We start from the raw sequence: 18,889 nt of genomic DNA, 5'->3' as shown, positions 1-18,889 counted from the left end.
GCGCGGCCCATGGCCGGGGCGCCGGGCCTGGCACGGATTCGGTCCCGGGCCGGGGCGCCGGGCCTGGCACGGATTCGGCCTTGGGCCGGGGCGCCGAGACCGCTACGGATTCGGCCCCGGGTCGGGTTGCCGGGCCCGCCACGGACGCGGCCCATGGCCGGGGCGCCGGGCCTGGCACGGATTCGGTCCCGGGCCGGGGCGCCGGGCCTGGCACGGATTCGGCCTTGGGCCGGGGCGCCGGGCCCGCCACGGACGCGGCCCCCGGCCAGGACGCCGAGACTGCCACCGATTCGGCCTCGGGCCGGGACACCGTGCCCGCCACGGAATCGCACCCGGGCCGGGACACCGAATCCGCCACGGAATCGGCCCAAGGCCGAAGCACCGTGCCCACCACGGACGCCGCCCCCGGCCGGGGCGCAGGCCCGGGCGTCGAGCCGAGCCCACGCCCCGCCGGGTCGTCGCGGCGGCGCCGGCTGCGCACCTCCGTCGTCACCGCCGCGGTTGTCGCCGCCGTCAGTGTCTCCGCCTGGGCGCTGACGAGCGGCCGGTCACCCTCCGGCGGCGGAGGGCGCGGCACCGGCGAGGACCGGCCGTTGTTCTCGGCCGGCTGCTCGCCCGTGATCGCGATGGGCCAGCACGACGAGTGCGTGCGGGAGGTGCAACGCCTGCTGCACGCCAAGGGCGCGGACATCGGCGTGGACGGGGACTTCGGGCCGCAGACTCAGCGCCGTGTCACGGCCTTCCAGGTGCTCGCCGGACTCCAGCCCAACGGAGTCGTCGGGGAGCCCACGAAGAAGGCGCTGTACACCTCGCGGGTCCGGATGGCCGTGTGGTCGCCGCAGAAGGTGCGGCAACGGGTCCGGGAGGTGTTCCCCGAGGTGCCGGACAAGGCGGTGGCCATCGCCGACTGCCAGTCCTTCCTCGACCCCCTGCACATCCTCCCCAACACCAACGGCACCCGGAACTGGGGCCTGTTCCAGATCTCCGACGCCCGGCTGCGCGAGCTGGGCGGCACACCGCGCGAGGCCCTGGACCCCGAGTGGAACATCCGGGCGGCCCGCACGCTGTGGAGCCGGGACCGAGACTTCGGCGACTGGCCCCACTGCGAACGCGCCGCCGACGCCCCCCGCTCCCCGGCGACAGCTCCCTCCGGGACGTGATCAATGCACAGAGCACCCCTCCGTGAAGAAGGGGTGCTCCTGGTCCGGGACTGCTTCGGCCGTCCGGCTACGCGGTCCGCACCTTGTACGCCGTCACCCGGACCGTCTCGTCGTCCAGGCACTGGCCGGACGTCAGGTCGAAGCGCTGCTTCAGCAGGGGCGAGGCGACGAAGGGGCGGCCCTGGTGGGTGCCGGTGAGGCCCCGGGAGAGGACGGCCGCGCCGGTGAAGGGATCGCGGTTGTCGATGGCGAACAGGTCGCCGGAGCGGTCGCGGAAGACCGCGGCCTGCCGGCCGTCCGGCAGCAGTGCGGCCACCCCGCGGCCCGGGAGCAGCGTGCGCAGGTCACAGACCGGGAACCAGTCGTCGTCCAGGGCGAGTTCGATCGTGAGGTCGGTGGTCTCGGGTGCCAGGGTCATCGCTGGGCGCTTCCTTCCAGTACGTCAGCGGCGGGTCGCATGCCGATGGACAGCAGCGGCAGGTCGGGCTTCATCTGGTCGCGCTCGGGCACGAAGGCGACGACGGGGTCCGGGGTGTCCGGCGCGTTCACGAAGGACACGAACCGGGCGAGCTTCTCGGGGTCGTTGATGGTCTCGGCCCACTCGTCGCGGTAGTGCGCGACATGCGCCCGCATCAGCTGCTCCAGCTCGTCGCAGATGCCGAGGGAGTCGTGGACGACGACGTCCCGCACGTGGTCGAGGCCGCCGGGGATCCGCTCCAGCCAGGTCGACGTGCGCTCCAGGCGGTCGGCCGTACGGATGTAGAACATCAGGAACCGGTCGATCAGCCGGACCAGTTCGGCGTCCGACAGGTCCTGGGCCAGCAGGTCGGCGTGGCGGGGCGTGGCGCCGCCGTTGCCGCCGACGTACAGGTTCCAGCCGTTGGCGGTGGCGATCACGCCGAAGTCCTTCGACTGGGCCTCCGCGCACTCGCGCTGGCAGCCCGAGACCGCCGACTTGAGCTTGTGCGGCGACCGGAGCCCCCGGTAGCGCAGCTCCAGGTCGATCGCCATCTTCACCGAGTCCTGGACGCCGTAGCGGCACCAGGTCTGGCCGACGCAGGACTTCACCGTGCGCAGCGACTTGCCGTAGGCGTGGCCGGACTCGAAGCCGGCGTCCACCAGCCGGGCCCAGATCAAGGGCAGCTGCTCGACGCGCGCACCGAACATGTCGATCCGCTGACCACCGGTGATCTTCGTGTAGAGGCCGAAGTCGCGGGCGATCTCGCCGATCACGATCAGCTTCTCCGGGGCGATCTCGCCACCGGGGATCCGCGGCACGACCGAGTACGAGCCGTTCTTCTGCAGGTTGGCCAGGAAGTGGTCGTTGGTGTCCTGCAGGGAGGCCTGCTCGCCGTCCAGGACGTAGCCGCTCGCGCCGATCGTCGGGGCGAGGGAGGCGATGATCGAACCGACGGCCGGCTTGCAGATCTCGCAGCCGTCACCGCCCCGGGCCTCCTCGCGGCCGTGCCGGTCCAGCAGGTCCTGGTAAGTGGTGATGCGCAGGGCGAGGACGATCTCGTAGAGCTCCTCGCGGGTCTGCCCGAAGCAGCCGCACAGGCCCTTGTCGACCTCGATGCCGCTCGCCTCCAGCTCGGCGTTGACGAGCTGGCCGAGGACCTTCACACAGGAGCCGCAGCCGGTGCCGGCCTTGGTGCACTTCTTCACCTCGGGCACGGTCGTGCACTGGTGGTCGGTGACCGCGCCGCGGATCGTGCCCTTGGAGACGTTGTGGCAGGAGCAGACGATCGCGTCGTCCGGCAGCGCCGACGGGCCGAGCTGGACGGACTCCCCGGCCCCGGCCGGCAGCACGAGCGACTCGGGGGAGACCGGCGGGACCGAGCCGGTGAACGCCTTCAGCGTGCCGTAGGCCTCCGCGTCGCCGACCAGGATGCCGCCGAGCAGCGTGCCGTCCCGGCCGATGACCAGCTTCTTGTACAGGCCGGCGCGGGAGTCGGAGTAGACGACGTCCAGGCAGTCCTCGGCGGTGCCGTGCGCGTCGCCGAAGGACGCCACGTCCACGCCGAGCAGCTTCAGCTTGGTGGAGAGGTCGGCGCCGGTGAAGGACGCCTCGTCCGAGGCGATCGTGGCCGCCGCCGTCTCGGCCTGCTCGTACCCCGGGGCCACCAGGCCGTACACCCGGCCGTCGGAGGCCAGCGCACACTCGCCGATGGCGAAGACGTGCGGGTCGGCGACCGTACGGCACTGCTCGTCGACCGTGATGCCGCCGCGCTCGCCGACCGTCAGTCCGCAGTCGCGGGCCAGCTGGTCGCGGGGGCGCACACCGGCGGAGAACACCACCATGTCGGTGGCCAGTTCGGAGCCGTCGGAGAGCTTCATGCCGGTGACGGCGCCCTCGGAGTCGACCAGGATCTCCTGCGTGCCCACGCCCGTGTGGACGGTCAGGCCCATCTCCTCGATGGTGCGCAGCAGCGCGGCACCGCCGCCGTCGTCCACCTGGACGGGCATCAGCCGGGGCGCGAACTCCACGATGTGGGAGGTGAGTCCGAGGCCCTTCAGCGCGCCGGCCGCTTCCAGACCGAGCAGGCCACCGCCGACGACCGCGCCGACCGTCGCCTTGGACTTGGCGTACTCCTCGATCGCGAGCAGGTCCTCGATGGTGCGGTAGACGAAACAGCCCTCGGCGTCCTTGTTCGGGACCGGCGGGACGAAGGGGAAGGAGCCGGTGGCGAGGACGAGGGTGTCGTAGGCGAAGACCGCACCGGACCGGGCGGTGACCTCGCGGGCCTCGCGGTCGACGGAGACCGCCGGGTCGCCGACGTACAGCTCGATGCCGTGCGTGGTGATGAACTCCATGTCGGTCATGGAGAGGTCCTCGGGCGTCTTCCCCGAGAAGTACGAGGTGAGGGCCACGCGGTCGTAGGCCGGGCGCGGCTCCTCGCAGAGCACGACCACGCGGTGCGTGGCGGTCAGGCCGCGCTCGGCGAGCGCTTCGAGGAAGCGCTGGCCGACCATGCCGTGGCCGACGAGCACGATCGTGGGGGTGGCCTCCGTGGCCTCCGGGGTGGCGGTCATCAGGAGCCTCCATCGTTGGTGAGCAGGTGGAGCAGCGGGCCGCCGTCGGAGGGGAGCGGCTCTGCTCCCTCCCAGGCGCGGGCGAGCGCGCCGACGGTGCCGAGTTCGCCGACGAGGACCCCGCCGACCAGGCGGTCGTCGCGGACGACGACCTTGCGGTAGGTGCCGCGGGTCGCGTCGGCGAGCTGGACGACGTCGTCGCCCGGGAGGGCCTCGGTCTCGCCGAACGCGGCGAGGTCGAAGGGGCTGTCGTGCCCCGTGAGGGTGAGCCGGGTCAGCGAACGCGTGCCGGTGTACCGGGCGCTCGCGTCCCCGGCGAGCAACTCGGCGAGGGCGTCGGCCTGTTCGAGCGCGGGAGTGGCGAGTCCGTAGAGCACGCCGGCGTGCTGGGCGCAGTCGCCGACGGCATGGATGTACGGGTCGGAGGTGCGCAGCTCGTCGTCGACGACGACGCCCTTGCGGACGGCGAGTCCGGCGTCCTGCGCGAGACCGACCCGGGGGTGGACACCGCAGGCGACGACCACCAGGTCCGCGTCGAGCGCGTATCCGTCGGCCATCTCCACCGAGCGGACCGCGCCGCCGACGCAGCGCACGTCCCGCACACGGCACTCGGTGTGCACCTCGACGCCCAGGTCGGTCAGATGCCGCTTGACGAGCTTGGAGGCGGCCGGGTCGAGCTGGCGTTCCATCAGCCGCTCGGACTGCTGGGCGAGTACGACCTGGGCGCCGCGCAGGGCGAGTGCCCGGGCCGCCGACACGCCGAGGAGACCGCCGCCGACGACGACGGCCCGCGCGCCCGGCCGGACCGCCTTCGACAGCCCCAGGCAGTCGTCCATGGTCCGGAAGGCGTGCACACCCTCGGGCAGTTCGTGATTCTCGGTGAACAGCCCCCGCAGCGGCGGCAGTACGGGGTTCGAGCCGGTCGCGAGAACGAGCCGGTCGTATGCGATCACCGTCCCGTCCGCACACGCCACGGTCCGCTGCTCACGGTCGACACCGACGACCCGGCCGCGCACGATCCGGGCCGGCGCCGGCAGGGTGATCACCTCGGGGCTGTACCGTCCGGCCAGCACCTCGGCGAGCAGGACCCGGTTGTAGGGCCGGTGTTCCTCCTCGCCGATCAGCAGCGCGGGCGTGCCGAGCTCACCGAGCCGCCGGGCGAGCCGTACGCCCGCGAGGCCGGTGCCGATCACCACCACACGCTCATTCGAGGTCATGCACTCGAGCGTGCGGTGCGGGTGTTACCCGGCAGCATCACCTCTGTTTCCCGCGGGGAACGCTGCCCTCAGCGGGTGGGGGCGGTGGGTGTGAGGCTTCCTGAAGTGCGAAGACGGCGGGCTGTGAGGGTTTCCGTGGTGTGGTGGCGGCGGGCTGTGAGGGTCCCGCGGTGCTGCGGTGGCCGGCTGCGAGGGGCGTCGCACCGGCGGCGCAACGGCCTCGCATAGGGTCGCGATCATGCCCGACATATCGCTGACCATGATCGTCCTGCTCTGCGTCGCGGCCCTCGCCGCCGGGTGGATCGACGCCGTGGTCGGCGGGGGCGGCCTCCTGCTGCTGCCCGTACTGCTGCTCGGACTGCCCGCGAACACACCCGCCGCGCATGCGCTCGGCACCAACAAGGCCGTCGCCATCGTCGGCACCACCGGCGCGGCCGTGACGTACGCCCGCAAGGCCCCGTGGACGTCCGTACCGCCGTCCGCATCGGGCTGGCCGCCCTCGCCGGATCCTCGGCCGGGGCGTTCTTCGCGGCCGGGATGAGCACCGACGTCCTCAAGCCGGTGATCATGGTGGTGCTGCTCGGGGTCGCCGCCTTCGTGATCCTGCGGCCCGCCTTCGGCACGGCTCCCGCGACCGGCCCGGCCGGCCGCCGCCGGATCCTCGCCGCGATCGGCCTCGCGGGCCTCGGCATCGGCTTCTACGACGGTCTGATCGGCCCCGGCACCGGCACGTTCCTGGTCCTCGCGCTCACCGCGATCCTCCACCTCGACCTCGTCACGGCCTCCGCCACCGCCAAGATCGTCAACTGCTGCTCCCCCAAGCTCTCGGCTTCGCTCGAGCAGGGGGGACCCCCATCGCGGGCGCCCTCGCCACCTTCGCCTGGCAGGGCGCCGTGCTGTGGCAACTGGCCGCCCTGATGGCCGTCTTCAACCTGGCGGGCGGCACCCTCGGCGCCCACACCGCCCTCAAGCGGGGCAGCGGCTTCGTCCGCGTCGTGCTGCTGACGGTCGTCTTCGCTTTGGTGGGGAACCTGGCGTACGAACAGTGGCTGGCCCCGTAGTGCTTCGTCACGTCGAGGTCGAGGTGCTGGACCGGTACCTGCACCCACCTGCGGACGCCCCCTGCCCGGCCCTCGAAGCCGCCACGGACAGCCCAGAACCTTACGAAGCACTACCAGCCCTGGGCCGGTGAGCCGCGGGCGGAGCCCGGCTCCCGGACGGGAACGGCGTACACCAGCAGGTTCCGCTGGTAGCCGCCGTGTTCGCGGTCGTACGGGGGTGCGCAGGTGACCAGGGTCAGGACCGGCCGTCCGTGACGCCGGAACACATCCTTGGGGAGCCTGTCCCGGTCGACCACCTCGCGCGCCGTCACCTCGTACCGTACGGGGGGCGCGTCCGCGCGGGCGACGGTGACGTCGTCGCCCTTGCGGACCGCGTACAGCTTGGCGAAGGCGCCCAGGCGGCCGGTGCGGTCGTCCACATGGCCGATGAGGACTGCGGATCCGGCCCGCGCACCCGGCGCGGGACCGTAGCGGTACCAGCCGGCCTGCCCGGCGTCGCCGGGAATCTCCACCGTGCCGTCGTCCGCGACGCCCACGCCCTGGACTCGGGCGTCCAGAGAGACCCGTGGGACGCGCAACGCCGTCGGCTCGGGTGGGGGGCGGGACGCGTCCTCCGCCTCGCCCGGCCCGCCGTCGCGGGTCCCGGACGCATGCCCGTCCGTGGGCTCCTGGGCCCGCGGACGGGCGCCGAAGTCCGACGGCACCGGGTCCCCGGACGGCCGCAGCGACCAGACCAGCAGCGCCGCCAGGACGACGGCGACGACCGCGGCGGCCGCTACGGCCGCCGCGGAGGATCGTCCGCCCCTGCGTGAGGCACGCATGGACCGGCCGTCAGCTTCTCCGGCTGTGCAGGCGACGGGCGGCCAGCAGACCGGCGACCGCGACGGCGCCCGCGGTGCCCCAGGCGAGCCAGGCGGTGGCGGAATCGTTGTCGGCGGCCATCGCGTCGCTCTCACCGGCGTTCACACCGTTCGGCGCGGAGTCCGTGCCGCTGATCGTCTGTGTCGCCAGAGCGAGGTTCTTGTCCTCGGCGCTGCCCCAGGCGTAGACGACCGTGCTCGCGCCCTCGGCGAGGTCGAGGTCGGCGGGGCCGATGGCCACGGTGCTGGTCCCGGCCAGGACGACGTCGGCGTTCACCGTGCCGGCGGGCACCTCGAGCGACTTCTCGTTCGGGTTGGTCAGACCCTCGATGATCGGCTTGCCGTCCGCGCGGACGTCCACGGCGGGTGCCGCGGCCACGTGCCGGACGGTCAGCCGCGACTGACCGGCCGGGACCTTGGCGGTGTCGTTGACGAACGCGGTGAGCGTGGGGTTGCCCTTCGTGTCGAGGTGGGCCGCGAGCGTGGCGTTCGCCCCGGCCGGGACGTCGACGCTCTTCTGGATGGCGGGCTTGCCGTCGGGGCCCTCGCCGTCGGCGAAGATCTCGATGTCGTAGGTGCCACCGTCCAGCGGCTGGGGCTCGGTCACGGTGCCGGGCTTGAAGTCGGGGACCAGTTCGTTCCCGTTGGCGTACACGTCGACAGTGAGGCCGGGAACGCCGTGGAAGACGGACACGGATGCCTTGCCTTCCTGTTGCGCCGCAGCGTCCGCGGAGGCGGGAACGGCTACGGCCAGGGACAGTACGCAGGCACTGGCGGTGGCGGCTGCTGTCTTCCTGCTGCGTGAGTTCATCAGCGGGATTCCCTTCGTGGGGGACCCGGGCGCAGATCGGGCCCGGTTGCCGGTGGAGGGGTTCTCGATGCACGCGATGAGGTCGTGGGCCTGATGCCCGGCAGGGCTTCACCGGCCCGTACCGGCGTCCGTCGGGCTGTCGCGGCGCAGCGCGGCGGGTGCCGCCTGTAGCGAGAAGGGGGCGGCTCCTGGTGCCCTGAACCGAGCCCAGCGCGTCGAGCCCGGCCGGTGCGAGGCGGACGCTCTGCATTGAGCGGACTGTCCCGCTACGCCTGATCCAGTTTGGCAGGCCCTGTGGATTTCGCCACTCACGTCCCTTATGTCACGTACGACTCACGCGGGAGCGGCGCACCGACCTGGTCGGCCCCGGCCGGCTCGGGCCCTGCGGATGCCCCGCGCTCTCCGGGCGAGGCCCTCGACCGGAGCCGCTGGGCCGCCCGGCGCCCTCGCCCGGATGCCCCGCGCTCTCCGGGCGAGGCCCTGGACCGGAGCCGCTGGGCCGCCCGGCGCCCTCGTCCGGATGCCCCGCGCTCTCCGGGCGAGGCCCTGGACCGGAGCCGCTGGGCCGCCCGGCGCCCTCGCCTCCCGACTCATCCGCTGCCGGCGTGGCTCGTCCGGTGGCTCGTCCGAGCCCGTTGAGCCGGAACCCGACAGGCCGTGCCGGCCACGTCGAGCCGACCGGCGCCTCCTGTGGTCCGCCCGATGAAGCAAACGAAGCCGCCTAGTAGTGCTGCACCGCACAAGTTCCGCCGATGGCTATCGGGCAGTGAGGTGTTTGTTGATGGCGTCGATGCCGAGGCGGTCATGCGTGGTGCGGGCGCCCCACGGTTGTCAGCACGATGAGCGACGCGGGGTTGCCGAGGCCGGGATGTTCCCGGTTTGTGTATCAGCAGGGTCGTTGCCCACCTGACCCAGCCGCCCGCCGGCCTCACACTGCTGGCCTGGCCCGGCCGGTGGAGGGTCAGTGACCGGCGCCAGCCTTGACCGCTTTCGTGGCGAAGTAGCCGGAGAGCCAGCCGGCGGTAGCCTCCGAGTGGTGCGGCGCCTCGGCGAAGCCGGTGATGGCGAAGCCCGCCGCGATCTGCCCGCCGAGCTGCTCGGTGAGCGTGTGGCTGTACTCCACCGGCGCGTCGAGGCCCCACAGCCGTTCCCGCTCGGCGGGCTCCAGGTGGGTGAGGTCGCTGTAGGGCAGGCGGTGGCGCACCACCAGTTCGCCGCGCGCTTCCAAGGACTCGGCGTCGAACAGGTAGACGTCCGGGTTGAGGAAGCCGGACAGCAGCGTCCCGCCGGGGCGCAGCACGCGGTGGCACTCACGCCAGACCGGCGCCAGCTCCGGGATGAACAGGTTGGAGACCGGGTGGACGACAAGGTCGAACGAGGCGTCCGGGAACGGGCTCAGGTCGCGCGCGTCGCCGAGCACGGTGCGTAGGCCGAGCCCCTCCCGCGCCGCGACCATCTCGTCCTGCGCCAGCTGGCGGGGCGAGTTGTCGAAGACGGTCACCCGCGCGCCCGCCGCGGACAGCACCGGACCCTGCTGCCCGCCGCCGGAGGCGAGGCAGAGCACGTCGCGACCGGCGATCTCCGGCGGGAACCAGGTCGGGTCGACCGGCTCGTACCCGATCAGGACGATGGACCACTGGCCGGCCCGCGCCTTCGCGATCACCTCGGGGCCGACCGGGCGTGACCACTCGTTGCCCTCCTCCACCTCCCGGTCCCAGGCGAGGCGGTTGTGCGCGACGGGGTCGACGGGAGTCTGGCTCATACGCCGAACCCTAGTTGCGTGTCGCCGGCGGTGGGAGTGACCGTATCCAGCGGGGCCTTCCGCTCGTCGCGGTGACCGGGTTCGCTGTCGCGTAGCCCGTAGTCGCCAGCCGGGGTGGTGAAGAGGTGCAGGTGGTAGTTCTCCCAGCCCATCGCGGTCTGGATCGCCAGGTGCAGACGTGCGAGTTTGCGGTCGGCCGGGACCTGCAGCCGTCGCCAGATCGGCGGGTGGATGTCGGCCCAGGGTGACGTTGATCTGCAGGACGGAGTCAGCGGGCACGGCACTCTTCCTTCGCGGCGACGGGCTCGTCCCCGGGCTGGCGGGGGCGACCGTCGCAGTTCCAACGGAACGGACAAGCCGTCTCGTTGTGGACGATGGCGAAGTCGCTGACCTTCTCAAGCAGGTCGGTGCGGGAGGAGAAGTCGCCGTGACGCAGGACGGCGCGGGCCAGCAGGGAGAAGAAGACTACCCGGACGATCTCCGCTGTCCGCCAGGCCGGACAGCCACCGGCCGCGAGCAGGACTATGTGAGCCCGGCGGGCATCGCGCTGCGGCGTGGTATCAGCCCGTACCCGTGCCTCCAGCACACGCCGATCATCAGCGTCAAGCACCATGCCCGGTCAACGAGCCGATGGCCATCGGCGGAACTTCCGCGGCGCAGCACTAGCGCCCTCGCACGTCCAGCAGCTCGACCGTCCCCGTGCCGTCCTCCTCGCCGTGCCCCAGGGCGAGCCACCGCTCCATGAGCTCCGTGTACGGCGTCAGCAGCTCCGGGCTGACCCGCTGCTCCTCGGCCGTGCGCAGCAGGGTGACGTTGCCCGCGACCTGCATCGCGAGGTTGGAGACGACGTTGCGGGTGTAATCGCCGCTCTGCAGTCGGTCGGCGCTCTGGTGCACGGCCGGGGCCATCGCGGTCAGCCAGTTTGCGAGCAGCGGCGCGAAGTCCTTCGGCGCGATGTCCTCCGGGCGGATCAGCGCGAAGGCGTGGGTGATACCCGCGAACATGCCGCTCATCGCGCTCAGCAGCGCCACGTCGTGCAGCGCGGCGAAGCCCGGGTCGGCTCCGACGAAGCGGGTGCCGGCCGGGACGCCGAGGGTGGCGCGGTGTTCCTCGAACAACTCGGGGGAGCCGCTGTAGAAGACGTAGCCGCCGGAGTCCGGGGCGCCGATCATCGGCGGGACGGCCATGACCCCGGCGTCCAGGAAGCGCGCGCCGCGCTCCTCGGCCCAGGCGGCCCGCGCACGGCCCTCGCCCGGGGTGCCGGTGGTGAGGTTCACCAGGTCCCGCCCGGCGAGGTCGGCCTCGTCGAGGGCCTCGCCCACGGAGGCGTCGTCCAGCAGGCAGACGATCACCAGGCGGTTCGCCGCCACGGCCGCCGCGGCGCTCGCGGCGACCGTGGCGCCCTCGGCGGCGAGGGGCTCGGCGCGGGCGGCGGTGCGGTTCCAGACGGTCACGTCGTGCCCGGCGGCCAGCCAGACACGGGCCAGGGCGGTGCCCATGGCGCCGGTGCCGAGAAGAGTGAGAGGGGTACGGGGAGCAACTGCGTTGTCGGTCATGGCGTTTAGGCTCGTCGCAGGGAAGGCGCCTGCTCAAGTACGTACTTGGAAGTGGGTGGTTACCCCGGGGGAAGGATGCAGGCAGCGCAAGGGGAGGGGCGGGGCATGGGGACGACGGGGCGGCGGCCGGGGGCGTACGTGTGCGGGATCGACGCGGCGATGGACCTGATCGGCGGCAAATGGAAGGTGCTGATCCTCTGGGCGCTGAACGAGCGGCCGTGCCGCTTCGGGGAACTGCGCCGCGAACTGCCGGGCGTCACCGAGAAGGTGCTCGCCTCGCACCTGCGGGAGATGGAGGCCGACGGCCTGGTGCACCGCGAGGCCTACGACGAGGTGCCGCCGCGGGTGGAGTACTCGCTGACGGCCCGGGGCGTGTCCCTGAACGGGGCCCTGGAACCGCTGGGGGCCTGGGGGAGGGCCAACGTCCTGGGGGTGTCACCGGCTGCCGGTCAGGTGCGCGAAGACGACCACGTTCCCCTGGTACCCGGTGCCGCGTGAGTACGCGCCGCCGCAGGTGATGACCCGCAGTTCCGGGCGGCGGGCGGGGCCGTAGACCCTCTCGTCGGGGAAGTCCTTCGCCGCGTACACCTCGACGGCGTCCACCGTGAACACCGCGACGCCGCCGTCCCGCCGGTCCACCTCGATCGTGCTGCCCCTGGCCAGGGCGCCGAGGTCGTAGAACACGGCGGGGCCGTCGGCGTTGTCGACATGGCCGGCGACGATCGCCGTGCCCCGCTCACCGGGGGAGGTGCCGGCCTCGTACCAGCCGGCGAGGTTCTCGTCCGCCGCGGGCGGTACGTCGAGGCTGCCGGTCTTCGTCAGGCCGAGCCCGGTCAGCGGCGCGTCCACCCGGATCGCCGGGATGCGGATGCGGTCGGGCGGCGAGGGCGGCAGCGCGGGCACGGCCGGCCGTTCACCGGCCCGTCCGCCCAGCCCGGCCCGGGCCTGCGCGGCGGACGGCTGCGGCGGGGCGTGCGTCTCGGCGCCGTCGCGCAGCAGCCACACCCCTGAGCACAGGGCGAACACCGTGACGGCCGCCATGGCCGCGTTCGCGGGATTGCGGACGCCGCCGCCGCACCCGGGGACCCTGCGCATACCCACCCTTTTCTGAGCTCGGGCCCCGTACCCCCTCCGGGCCGCGAGGGGCGTCGGACCCGGAGGGGGAGGGGCATGCGGTACCGGCGACGGACAGCGGAGGGTGTCCGTCAGATCCCGTCGCCTCTCGCCCGGCGATGCAGGAGCCAGGTACCGCCCGCGGCGGCGACGGCGAGAGCCGCCACACCGGCCGCGGTCTGCACGGGATCGGGGCCCAGGGCGCCGCCGACCCCCGTCCTCACACTCCCCCGGGGATGCACCTGCCCGCGCACCGGCGTCAGCGTGACCACCACGTCCCCGGTGATCCGCCGACCGCTGCCGCCGCAGGTCGCGGTGATCTCGTACGTCCCCGGCTGCGCACTCGGCGGCACCCTGAACCGCCCGGTCGCGTCCTGCCCGTGCGCGTCCGGCGCCAGGCTGAGGGAACCCGCCCCGACCGCGCCGGCGTCACCCGTCGCCGGGCCGCCGTCGCCGCAGGCCGCGGTGCGCACGGTGACCTGACCCCCCGGCACGACCGACGCCGGGGACACCTCCAGGCCGTCGGCGGACGCGCCGTGGGCGGGGACGGAGGCGAGGGCCGCGGCAGCGACGGCGAACGCGGTGGCGGTCAGCGGCCGGGCGGTACGTCGCATCGGTGCTCCCTCGAGCGGTTCGGTCGTGCGCCTGCCCTTCGAGGTAACGGGCAGCGGCACGACCGCGCTTGCTGAGGGGGCGTCAGGATTGGGGTGAATGGGTGTCAGCAAGAGGTGAACCGGCTGCTTGTCACGGTCGTTTCGGCAGGTCACGGGCGTTCGGCGGGCGAGGTGCGGAAATGCCCGGGGTGCGCGTGTGAACGGGTGACCCCGGTGTACGCGCCGGCACTTGACCTCAAGCATGGTTGAGGTATGAGGCTGGGTCGCATGAATCCAACCACCACCGACCCGTCCGCCGCCCCGACCGACCCGCTCCGCCTGACCCTCGTCGTGGGCAGCAACCGGCACGGCCGCTTCGGCCCCGTCGTCGCCGACTGGCTCCTCGCCCGCATCCGGGACCGGGACGACCTGGTCGCCGAGGTCGTGGACGTCGCCGACGCCACGCTGCCCATGTCCCTCGAACCGACCCCGGAGGCGACCGCCGTACTGTCCGGCGTCACCCCGAAGCTGGCCCGCGCGGACGCCTTCGTGGTCCTCACCCCCGAGTACAACCACTCCTTCCCGGCGGGCCTGAAGAACCTCGTCGACTGGCACTTCACCGAATGGCAGGCCAAGCCCGTCGGCCTCGTCTCCTACGGTGGTCTGTCCGGCGGCCTGCGCGCCGTGGAGCACCTGCGGCAGGTCTTCGCGGAACTGCACGCCGTGACGGTCCGCGACACCGTCTCCTTCCACAACGCCGGCGCCGCCTTCGACGACCGGGGCGCCCTGCGCGACCCCTCCGGCCCGGACGCGGCGGCGAAGACCATGCTGGACCAACTGGTCTGGTGGGGACGGGCGTTGCGGGAGGCCCGGGGGAGGTGGCCGTACGGGGGCTGAGCCCGCCTCAGGCGCTCACGCCCCGCACCCCGCCGCGTCTTTCACGCCGCCGCGCCCCTGACACCGCGGCCCGTCACACCCGCGTCCGCCAGTCCCCGCCCGCGATCGCCCGGCCCCGGGTCCGCAGCCGCGCGGCGACGGCGGGCGCGGCCACGTACACCCAGGCCCGCACGGCCGTCCCGTCGGCCTCCCGTACGACCTTCCGCTCGACGCGCTCGTACAGACTGCGCGGATCCCCCGGCACGTACTCCTCCAGCCGGTCGAGCTCCGCGAGCAGCCCCGCGTAGGCCTCGGGCAGCGCGGTGACCAGTTCCCCGCTCACCGTGCCGCCGCCCGGCTCCTCGACCGCGTACGGGTACCCCGGCCCCTCGTACAGCACCGCGTCCGCGAGCCTGCCCGGTTCCTCGGAGCGGGTGCGGCCGCGCAGGAAGAGGCCGTGGTTGACCTCCCCCGGGCGGAGGGTGCCGTAGACGAAGAAGGGGAGGGTCACAGGAACGATTCTGCACCCTCACACACCTGCACAACGGCGCTATGGACATGCCATGTCCGCGCCGCCTTAACTCACGGTCAACATCAACGCCGCCCCCGGTCGACCCCACGCGACCGGGTGCGCCCGTATGAGGAGACCGATGAGTCGGATACGTCATGTCCGCGGTTCCCGTCTCGCCCTCGCCGGTGTGGCCCTCACCGGCACCACCGCCCTGCTGGCCGCCGTCCTCTCCCCGGCCGCCGGCGCGGCGGACCGGCCGACCAGGTCCGGCGCGATCGAGGACGCGGAGGCGGTGCTCGCGGACCGGGCCGGAGCCCTGGGCCTCACCCCGGCCCAGGAGACGAAGGTCCGGGACGTCGTCGTCGACCAGGACGGCACCCGGCACGTGCGCTACGACCGCACCTACCACCGGCTCCCGGTGCTCGGCGGCGACTTCGTGCTCCACCTGAACCCGGACGGCACCTACCGCGGCACGAGCCGCGCGACGACGTCCGCGCTCTCCCTGGCGAGCGTCACCCCGAAGGTGACCGCCCCCAAGGCCGCCGACCTCGCGGCGAACCTGCTGCGCGCCGCACACCTCGGCGAGACCCTGAAGAAGCTCACCGCCAAGCCCCGGCTGGTCGTCGACGCCCTGCACGGCGCTCCGAAACTGGCCTGGCAGACCGACGCGGTGGCGCACGACGAACTCGGCAACCCGGTCGGGCGCACACTGCTGACCGACGCGACGACCGGCGCCCGGATCGACGCCTGGGACTCCATGGAGTCGGCGTCGGGCGACGGCGAGTCCCTCTACGGCGGCACGGTCCCGCTGGAGACGACGGTGTCCGGCTCGTCGTACCAGCTCAAGGACGCGACCCGCGGCGGCACCTACACCGGCGACGCCGAGAACAAGACGGACAAGTGCCTGCTGACCGTCTGCCTGACCCGCGCCCCCGCGACGGTCTTCACGGACGCCGACAACCAGTGGGGTACGGGCGCGGCCGCCGACCGGTCCACGGTCGCGGTGGACGCCCAGTACGGCACCGACGTCACCTGGGACTACTACAAGAAGGTCCACGGCCGCGCCGGCATCGCAGGCGACGGCAAGGGCTCCTTCAACCGCGTCCACTACGGCAAGGACTACAACAACGCCTTCTGGGACGACAACTGCTTCTGCATGACGTACGGCGACGGCGACGGCAAGCTGATGGGCCCGCTGGTGTCGCTGGACGTCGCCGGGCACGAGATGTCCCACGGTGTGACGTCCAAGACGGCGGCGCTGACCTACTCCGGCGAGTCCGGCGGCCTGAACGAGGCCACGTCGGATGTCTTCGGCACGCTGGTGGAGTTCCACGCGGCCAACGCCGAGGACCGGGGCGACTGGCTCATCGGCGAGAAGGTCGTCCGCTCCGGCCTCGGCCGCGAGGCCCTGCGCTTCATGGACAAGCCGTCCAAGGACGGGAAGTCGGCGGACTGCTGGAACGCGAAGCTCGGCGACCTCGACGTGCACTACTCCTCGGGCGTCGGCAACCACTTCGCCTACCTGCTCGCGGAGGGCAGCGGCGGCAAGACCCTCAACGGCGTCGCCTACAACTCCCCGACCTGCGACGGCTCCACGGTGAACGGCATCGGCCGGGCCGCCCTGGGCAAGATCTGGTACCGCGCCCTGACGGTCTACATGACGTCCTCGACGGACTACGCGGACGCCCGCACGGCGACCCTGAGCGCGGCCGAGGACCTCTACGGCGGCGACAGCACCGAGCGGAAGGCGGTCGCCGCGGCCTGGAAGGCCGTCGCCGTGAGCTGACCCCCAGGGCCTGTCGTCCGGATCAGGTCACAGACGCGGGGCGTCGAGAAGCACCGCCGATTCCCTGCGGCCTGATCCGAACGGCCCTACCCCTCGACGGCCTCCAGCCGCACCGCGCACGCCTTGAACTCCGGCATCCGGGAGGTCGGATCGAGCGCGGGGTTGGTGAGGGTGTTGGCGCGGCCCTCGCCCGGCCAGTGGAAGGGCATGAAGACGGTGTCGGGCCGGATGGCGCGCGTGATCCTCGCGGGCGCCACCGCCCGGCCCCGCCGCGACACGACGGCCACCGGATCGCCCTCGGCCGCTCCGAGCCGGGCCGCCAGCCGCGGGTGCAGCTCCACGAACGGCCCGGGCGCGGCGGCGTTCAGCTCCGCCACGCGCCGGGTCTGCGCCCCGGACTGGTACTGCGCCACGACCCGCCCGGTGGTCAGCAGCACCGGGTACTCGTCGTCCGGTTCCTCGGCGATCGCGCGGTGCGAGACGGGCACGAACCGGGCCCGGCCGTCCGGCGTGGCGAAGCGGTCGAGGAAGAGGCGGGGCGTGCCCGGGTGCACGGCCGGTGTCTCCCCGTCGGGAAGGGCGTCCTCGCCCGCGTCGGCCGCATCCACCGCCGGACAGGGCCAGAACACCCCGTTCTCCTCCGTCAGCCTGCGGTAGGTGATCCCCGAGTAGTCCGCCGCCCCGCCCGCCGACGCCCGGCGCAGCTCCTCGAAGACCTCCTCCGGGTCGGTCGGGAAACCCTTCTCCACGCCCAGGCGGGCGGCGAGTTCGTGCAGCACCTCCAGGTCGCTGCGGATGCCGTCGGGCGGGGTGATCGCCCGGCGCCGCAGCAGCACCCTGCCCTCCAGGTTCGTCGTCGTGCCCGTCTCCTCGGCCCACTGGGTGACCGGCAGGACCACGTCCGCGAGCTCCGCCGTCTCCGACAGCACCACGTCGCAGACCGCCAGGAAGTCCAGCGACCTGATGCGCTCCTCGATGTGCGCGGCACGCGGCGCCGACACCACCGGGTTGGACGCCATCAGCAGCAGCGACCTGATGTCGGTGCCCAGCGCGTCCAGCAGCTCGTACGCGCTGCGCCCCGGCCCGGGCAGGCTGTCCGGGTCGACGCCCCACACCTCGGCGACATGCGCCCGCGCGGCCGGGTCGTCGAGCTTGCGGTAGCCCGGCAACTGGTCGGCCTTCTGCCCGTGTTCCCGTCCGCCCTGCCCGTTGCCCTGGCCGGTCAGGCAGCCGTACCCGGACCGCGGGCGGCCCGCCCGGCCGGTCGCCAGGCACAGGTTGATCCACGCGCCCACCGTGTCGGTGCCCTTGGACTGCTGCTCGGGGCCGCGTGCGGTGAGCACCATCGCCGACTCCGGCTCGCAGAACAGCCGTACAGTTTCCCGCAGTTGAGGAACGGACACCCCCGTGATCCGCTCCACGTACTCCGGCCAGTGCGCCATCGCCGCGGCCCGGGCGTCCTCCCAGCCGACCGTGCGTTCCCCGACGTACTCCTCGTCCACCCGGCCCTCGGCGATCACCAGGTGCAGCAGGCCCAGGGCGAGGGCCAGGTCCGTGCCCGGCCGGGGCGCCAGGTGCAGGTCCGCCTGTTCGGCGGTCTTCGTGCGGCGCGGGTCGACGACGATCAGCGTGCCGCCGTTCTCCTTCAGCTCGGTGAAGAACCGCAGTGACGGCGGCATGGTCTCCGCGAGGTTCGACCCGACGAGGATCACGCAGCCGGACTTCGGGATGTCCTCCAGCGGGAAGGGCAGCCCGCGGTCGAGCCCGAACGCCTTGATACCGGCGGCCGCCGCCGACGACATGCAGAAACGCCCGTTGTAGTCGATCTGGGACGTGCCGAGCACGACCCGCGCGAACTTGCCGAGCGTGTACGCCTTCTCGTTCGTCAGCCCACCCCCGCCGAACACCCCGACCGCGTCCGGCCCGTGCTCCGCGCGCGTGCGGCCCAGCCCCGCGGCGATCCTCTCCAGCGCCTCGTCCCAGGAGGCGGGCACCAGAGTGCCGCCTTCGTCGCGTACAAGCGGGGAGGTCAGACGCACGTTCCGCGCGAGCACCGCCGCCGATGTACGCCCCTTGCCGCACAGGGCGCCCCGGTTCACCGGGAAGTCCGCGCGCTCGCTCACCTCGACGGTCCCGTCCGGTGCGGGTGTGAGGTTCATCCCGCACTGCAGGGCGCAGTACGGGCAGTGGGTGGGCGTCGCGGTGTTCTGCATGCCCTTCAGCGTGCGTCGGCCGTGTTACACCCGGGACGGTTCCCTGTTACGCGGCCGGGACGGCAACCTCCCCGCCGGAACCCCGCCCGCGTGAGGCAGGAGCCCGCCGCCCGGTGAGGCACACGCCTGCCCACCTTCACGTCGCCGCCGACCGGCACGGACGTTGCCCTTGGGACGAAAGACGCCACATGTGGCTCATTGCGTTCCTTTCTTGGCTGATCCGACCTTGTTGAGTGTTGAAGCAGTAGCACTACGCTCTCGCTACGCGCAGCGCTCGCACGACTCCGCACGGCGTTCGACACCCGGGCATGCCCGCCGCTCACGGCTGCATCCACCG

The 18,889-nt window shown here is 72.9% G+C and carries 17 protein-coding genes and 1 pseudogene; 5 read left to right on the top strand and 13 right to left on the bottom strand.

From position 1 onward, the window contains the following. The first annotated feature begins 383 nt into the window (after nt 1-383). A complete protein-coding gene (locus ACZ7EG_RS02150) occupies nt 384-1,160 on the top strand; it encodes a peptidoglycan-binding protein (protein WP_471070921.1) in 777 nt (258 codons plus the stop codon). Nucleotides 1,161-1,227: 67 nt separating this feature from the next. Here the strand turns inward: ACZ7EG_RS02150 and nirD are convergent, their stop codons facing one another. Genes nirD through ACZ7EG_RS02135 form a run of 3 tightly spaced genes read right to left on the bottom strand, consistent with a single transcriptional unit; the run spans nt 1,228 to nt 5,410 of the window. Beyond that, a complete protein-coding gene (gene nirD / locus ACZ7EG_RS02145; protein ID WP_471070918.1) occupies nt 1,228-1,578 on the bottom strand; it encodes a nitrite reductase small subunit NirD in 351 nt (116 codons plus the stop codon). Beyond that, nucleotides 1,575-4,193 (bottom strand): nitrite reductase large subunit NirB, encoded by a 2,619-nt coding sequence (gene nirB, locus ACZ7EG_RS02140; RefSeq protein ID WP_471070915.1) that lies wholly within the window; start codon nt 4,191-4,193, stop codon nt 1,575-1,577. The genes nirD and nirB overlap by 4 nt, the downstream gene beginning before the upstream one ends. Further along, entirely contained in the window at nt 4,193-5,410 is a 1,218-nt protein-coding gene (locus tag ACZ7EG_RS02135) for an NAD(P)/FAD-dependent oxidoreductase (protein WP_471070912.1), read from the bottom strand. Before ACZ7EG_RS02135 ends, nirB begins: the two co-directional genes overlap by 1 nt. A 238-nt stretch (nt 5,411-5,648) precedes the next feature. Here ACZ7EG_RS02135 and ACZ7EG_RS02130 point away from each other — a divergent pair. After that, nucleotides 5,649-6,471 (top strand): annotated as a pseudogene (locus ACZ7EG_RS02130) (sulfite exporter TauE/SafE family protein). 110 nt (nt 6,472-6,581) lie between these two features. Here ACZ7EG_RS02130 and ACZ7EG_RS02125 read toward each other — a convergent pair. The 6 genes from ACZ7EG_RS02125 to ACZ7EG_RS02100 all read right to left on the bottom strand — a co-directional run bounded on the left by ACZ7EG_RS02125 (nt 6,582) and on the right by ACZ7EG_RS02100 (nt 11,460). Continuing rightward, nucleotides 6,582-7,292 (bottom strand): class F sortase, encoded by a 711-nt coding sequence (locus ACZ7EG_RS02125; RefSeq protein ID WP_471070909.1) that lies wholly within the window; start codon nt 7,290-7,292, stop codon nt 6,582-6,584. Between the two features lie 10 nt (nt 7,293-7,302). Beyond that, the gene (locus ACZ7EG_RS02120) at nt 7,303-8,142 is read right to left on the bottom strand and encodes a DUF4397 domain-containing protein (RefSeq protein ID WP_471070906.1); all 840 of its coding nucleotides are present in this window, start codon (nt 8,140-8,142) and stop codon (nt 7,303-7,305) included. A gap of 961 nt (nt 8,143-9,103) precedes the next feature. Next, nucleotides 9,104-9,904: a class I SAM-dependent methyltransferase gene (locus ACZ7EG_RS02115; RefSeq protein WP_471070903.1), complete on the bottom strand. Its 801-nt coding sequence runs from the start codon at nt 9,902-9,904 to the stop codon at nt 9,104-9,106. Then, the gene (locus ACZ7EG_RS02110) at nt 9,901-10,188 is read right to left on the bottom strand and encodes a plasmid pRiA4b ORF-3 family protein (RefSeq protein ID WP_471070900.1); all 288 of its coding nucleotides are present in this window, start codon (nt 10,186-10,188) and stop codon (nt 9,901-9,903) included. The genes ACZ7EG_RS02115 and ACZ7EG_RS02110 overlap by 4 nt, the downstream gene beginning before the upstream one ends. Continuing rightward, nucleotides 10,173-10,490: a hypothetical protein gene (locus ACZ7EG_RS02105; RefSeq protein WP_471070897.1), complete on the bottom strand. Its 318-nt coding sequence runs from the start codon at nt 10,488-10,490 to the stop codon at nt 10,173-10,175. The genes ACZ7EG_RS02110 and ACZ7EG_RS02105 overlap by 16 nt, the downstream gene beginning before the upstream one ends. A gap of 76 nt (nt 10,491-10,566) precedes the next feature. Further along, nucleotides 10,567-11,460 carry an NAD(P)-dependent oxidoreductase gene (locus ACZ7EG_RS02100; RefSeq protein WP_471070894.1) on the bottom strand — a complete coding sequence of 298 codons (894 nt, stop codon included), beginning with the start codon at nt 11,458-11,460 and terminating at the stop codon, nt 10,567-10,569. Nucleotides 11,461-11,565: 105 nt separating this feature from the next. Between ACZ7EG_RS02100 and ACZ7EG_RS02095 the strand changes: the two genes are divergently transcribed. Beyond that, nucleotides 11,566-11,958, top strand: coding sequence for a winged helix-turn-helix transcriptional regulator (locus tag ACZ7EG_RS02095; RefSeq protein WP_471070891.1), 393 nt, complete (start codon nt 11,566-11,568; stop codon nt 11,956-11,958). On the opposite strand, the gene ACZ7EG_RS02090 is transcribed toward ACZ7EG_RS02095, so the two are convergent. Both ACZ7EG_RS02090 and ACZ7EG_RS02085 read right to left on the bottom strand, forming a co-directional pair. Next, nucleotides 11,896-12,555 (bottom strand): class F sortase, encoded by a 660-nt coding sequence (locus ACZ7EG_RS02090; RefSeq protein ID WP_471070888.1) that lies wholly within the window; start codon nt 12,553-12,555, stop codon nt 11,896-11,898. The genes ACZ7EG_RS02095 and ACZ7EG_RS02090 overlap by 63 nt on opposite strands. 110 nt (nt 12,556-12,665) lie before the next feature. Further along, entirely contained in the window at nt 12,666-13,187 is a 522-nt protein-coding gene (locus ACZ7EG_RS02085) for a hypothetical protein (protein ID WP_471070885.1), read from the bottom strand. 267 nt (nt 13,188-13,454) lie between these two features. On the opposite strand from ACZ7EG_RS02085, the gene ACZ7EG_RS02080 reads away from it, so the two are divergent. Further along, on the top strand, nt 13,455-14,063 hold the full coding sequence (locus ACZ7EG_RS02080; RefSeq protein WP_471070881.1) for an NADPH-dependent FMN reductase: 609 nt from the start codon (nt 13,455-13,457) through the stop codon (nt 14,061-14,063). Between the two features lie 73 nt (nt 14,064-14,136). Here the strand turns inward: ACZ7EG_RS02080 and ACZ7EG_RS02075 are convergent, their stop codons facing one another. Next, complete coding sequence (locus ACZ7EG_RS02075) at nt 14,137-14,553, bottom strand: gamma-glutamylcyclotransferase family protein (protein WP_471070878.1); 417 nt, start codon at nt 14,551-14,553, stop codon at nt 14,137-14,139. Nucleotides 14,554-14,692: 139 nt separating this feature from the next. Here ACZ7EG_RS02075 and ACZ7EG_RS02070 point away from each other — a divergent pair, with 139 nt between their 5' ends. Then, the gene (locus ACZ7EG_RS02070) at nt 14,693-16,339 is read left to right on the top strand and encodes a M4 family metallopeptidase (protein WP_471070875.1); all 1,647 of its coding nucleotides are present in this window, start codon (nt 14,693-14,695) and stop codon (nt 16,337-16,339) included. 86 nt (nt 16,340-16,425) lie between these two features. On the opposite strand, the gene ACZ7EG_RS02065 is transcribed toward ACZ7EG_RS02070, so the two are convergent. Next, nucleotides 16,426-18,552, bottom strand: a complete 2,127-nt coding sequence (locus ACZ7EG_RS02065) for a molybdopterin oxidoreductase family protein (protein ID WP_471070872.1) — start codon at nt 18,550-18,552, stop codon at nt 16,426-16,428. Between the last annotated feature and the right edge of the window lie 337 nt (nt 18,553-18,889).

The organism is Streptomyces sp. NPDC037100 (genome assembly GCF_055606225.1).
The sequence above is the reverse complement of the archived record's forward strand: the minus strand, read 5'-3'. Positions and strand labels throughout refer to the sequence as shown.

What these genes read in the sequence shown, in the direction of transcription:
- nirD (WP_471070918.1), bottom strand. Translation starts at nt 1,578, where the DNA reads ATGACCCTGGCACCCGAGACCACCGACCTCACGATCGAACTCGCCCTG.
- ACZ7EG_RS02070 (WP_471070875.1), top strand. Translation starts at nt 14,693, where the DNA reads ATGAGTCGGATACGTCATGTCCGCGGTTCCCGTCTCGCCCTCGCCGGT.
- ACZ7EG_RS02080 (WP_471070881.1), top strand. Translation starts at nt 13,455, where the DNA reads ATGAATCCAACCACCACCGACCCGTCCGCCGCCCCGACCGACCCGCTC.
- ACZ7EG_RS02115 (WP_471070903.1), bottom strand. Translation starts at nt 9,904, where the DNA reads ATGAGCCAGACTCCCGTCGACCCCGTCGCGCACAACCGCCTCGCCTGG.
- ACZ7EG_RS02135 (WP_471070912.1), bottom strand. Translation starts at nt 5,410, where the DNA reads ATGACCTCGAATGAGCGTGTGGTGGTGATCGGCACCGGCCTCGCGGGC.
- ACZ7EG_RS02090 (WP_471070888.1), bottom strand. Translation starts at nt 12,555, where the DNA reads ATGCGCAGGGTCCCCGGGTGCGGCGGCGGCGTCCGCAATCCCGCGAAC.
- ACZ7EG_RS02065 (WP_471070872.1), bottom strand. Translation starts at nt 18,552, where the DNA reads ATGCAGAACACCGCGACGCCCACCCACTGCCCGTACTGCGCCCTGCAG.
- ACZ7EG_RS02120 (WP_471070906.1), bottom strand. Translation starts at nt 8,142, where the DNA reads ATGAACTCACGCAGCAGGAAGACAGCAGCCGCCACCGCCAGTGCCTGC.
- ACZ7EG_RS02125 (WP_471070909.1), bottom strand. Translation starts at nt 7,292, where the DNA reads ATGCGTGCCTCACGCAGGGGCGGACGATCCTCCGCGGCGGCCGTAGCG.
- nirB (WP_471070915.1), bottom strand. Translation starts at nt 4,193, where the DNA reads ATGACCGCCACCCCGGAGGCCACGGAGGCCACCCCCACGATCGTGCTC.
- ACZ7EG_RS02095 (WP_471070891.1), top strand. Translation starts at nt 11,566, where the DNA reads ATGGGGACGACGGGGCGGCGGCCGGGGGCGTACGTGTGCGGGATCGAC.
- ACZ7EG_RS02100 (WP_471070894.1), bottom strand. Translation starts at nt 11,460, where the DNA reads ATGACCGACAACGCAGTTGCTCCCCGTACCCCTCTCACTCTTCTCGGC.
- ACZ7EG_RS02085 (WP_471070885.1), bottom strand. Translation starts at nt 13,187, where the DNA reads ATGCGACGTACCGCCCGGCCGCTGACCGCCACCGCGTTCGCCGTCGCT.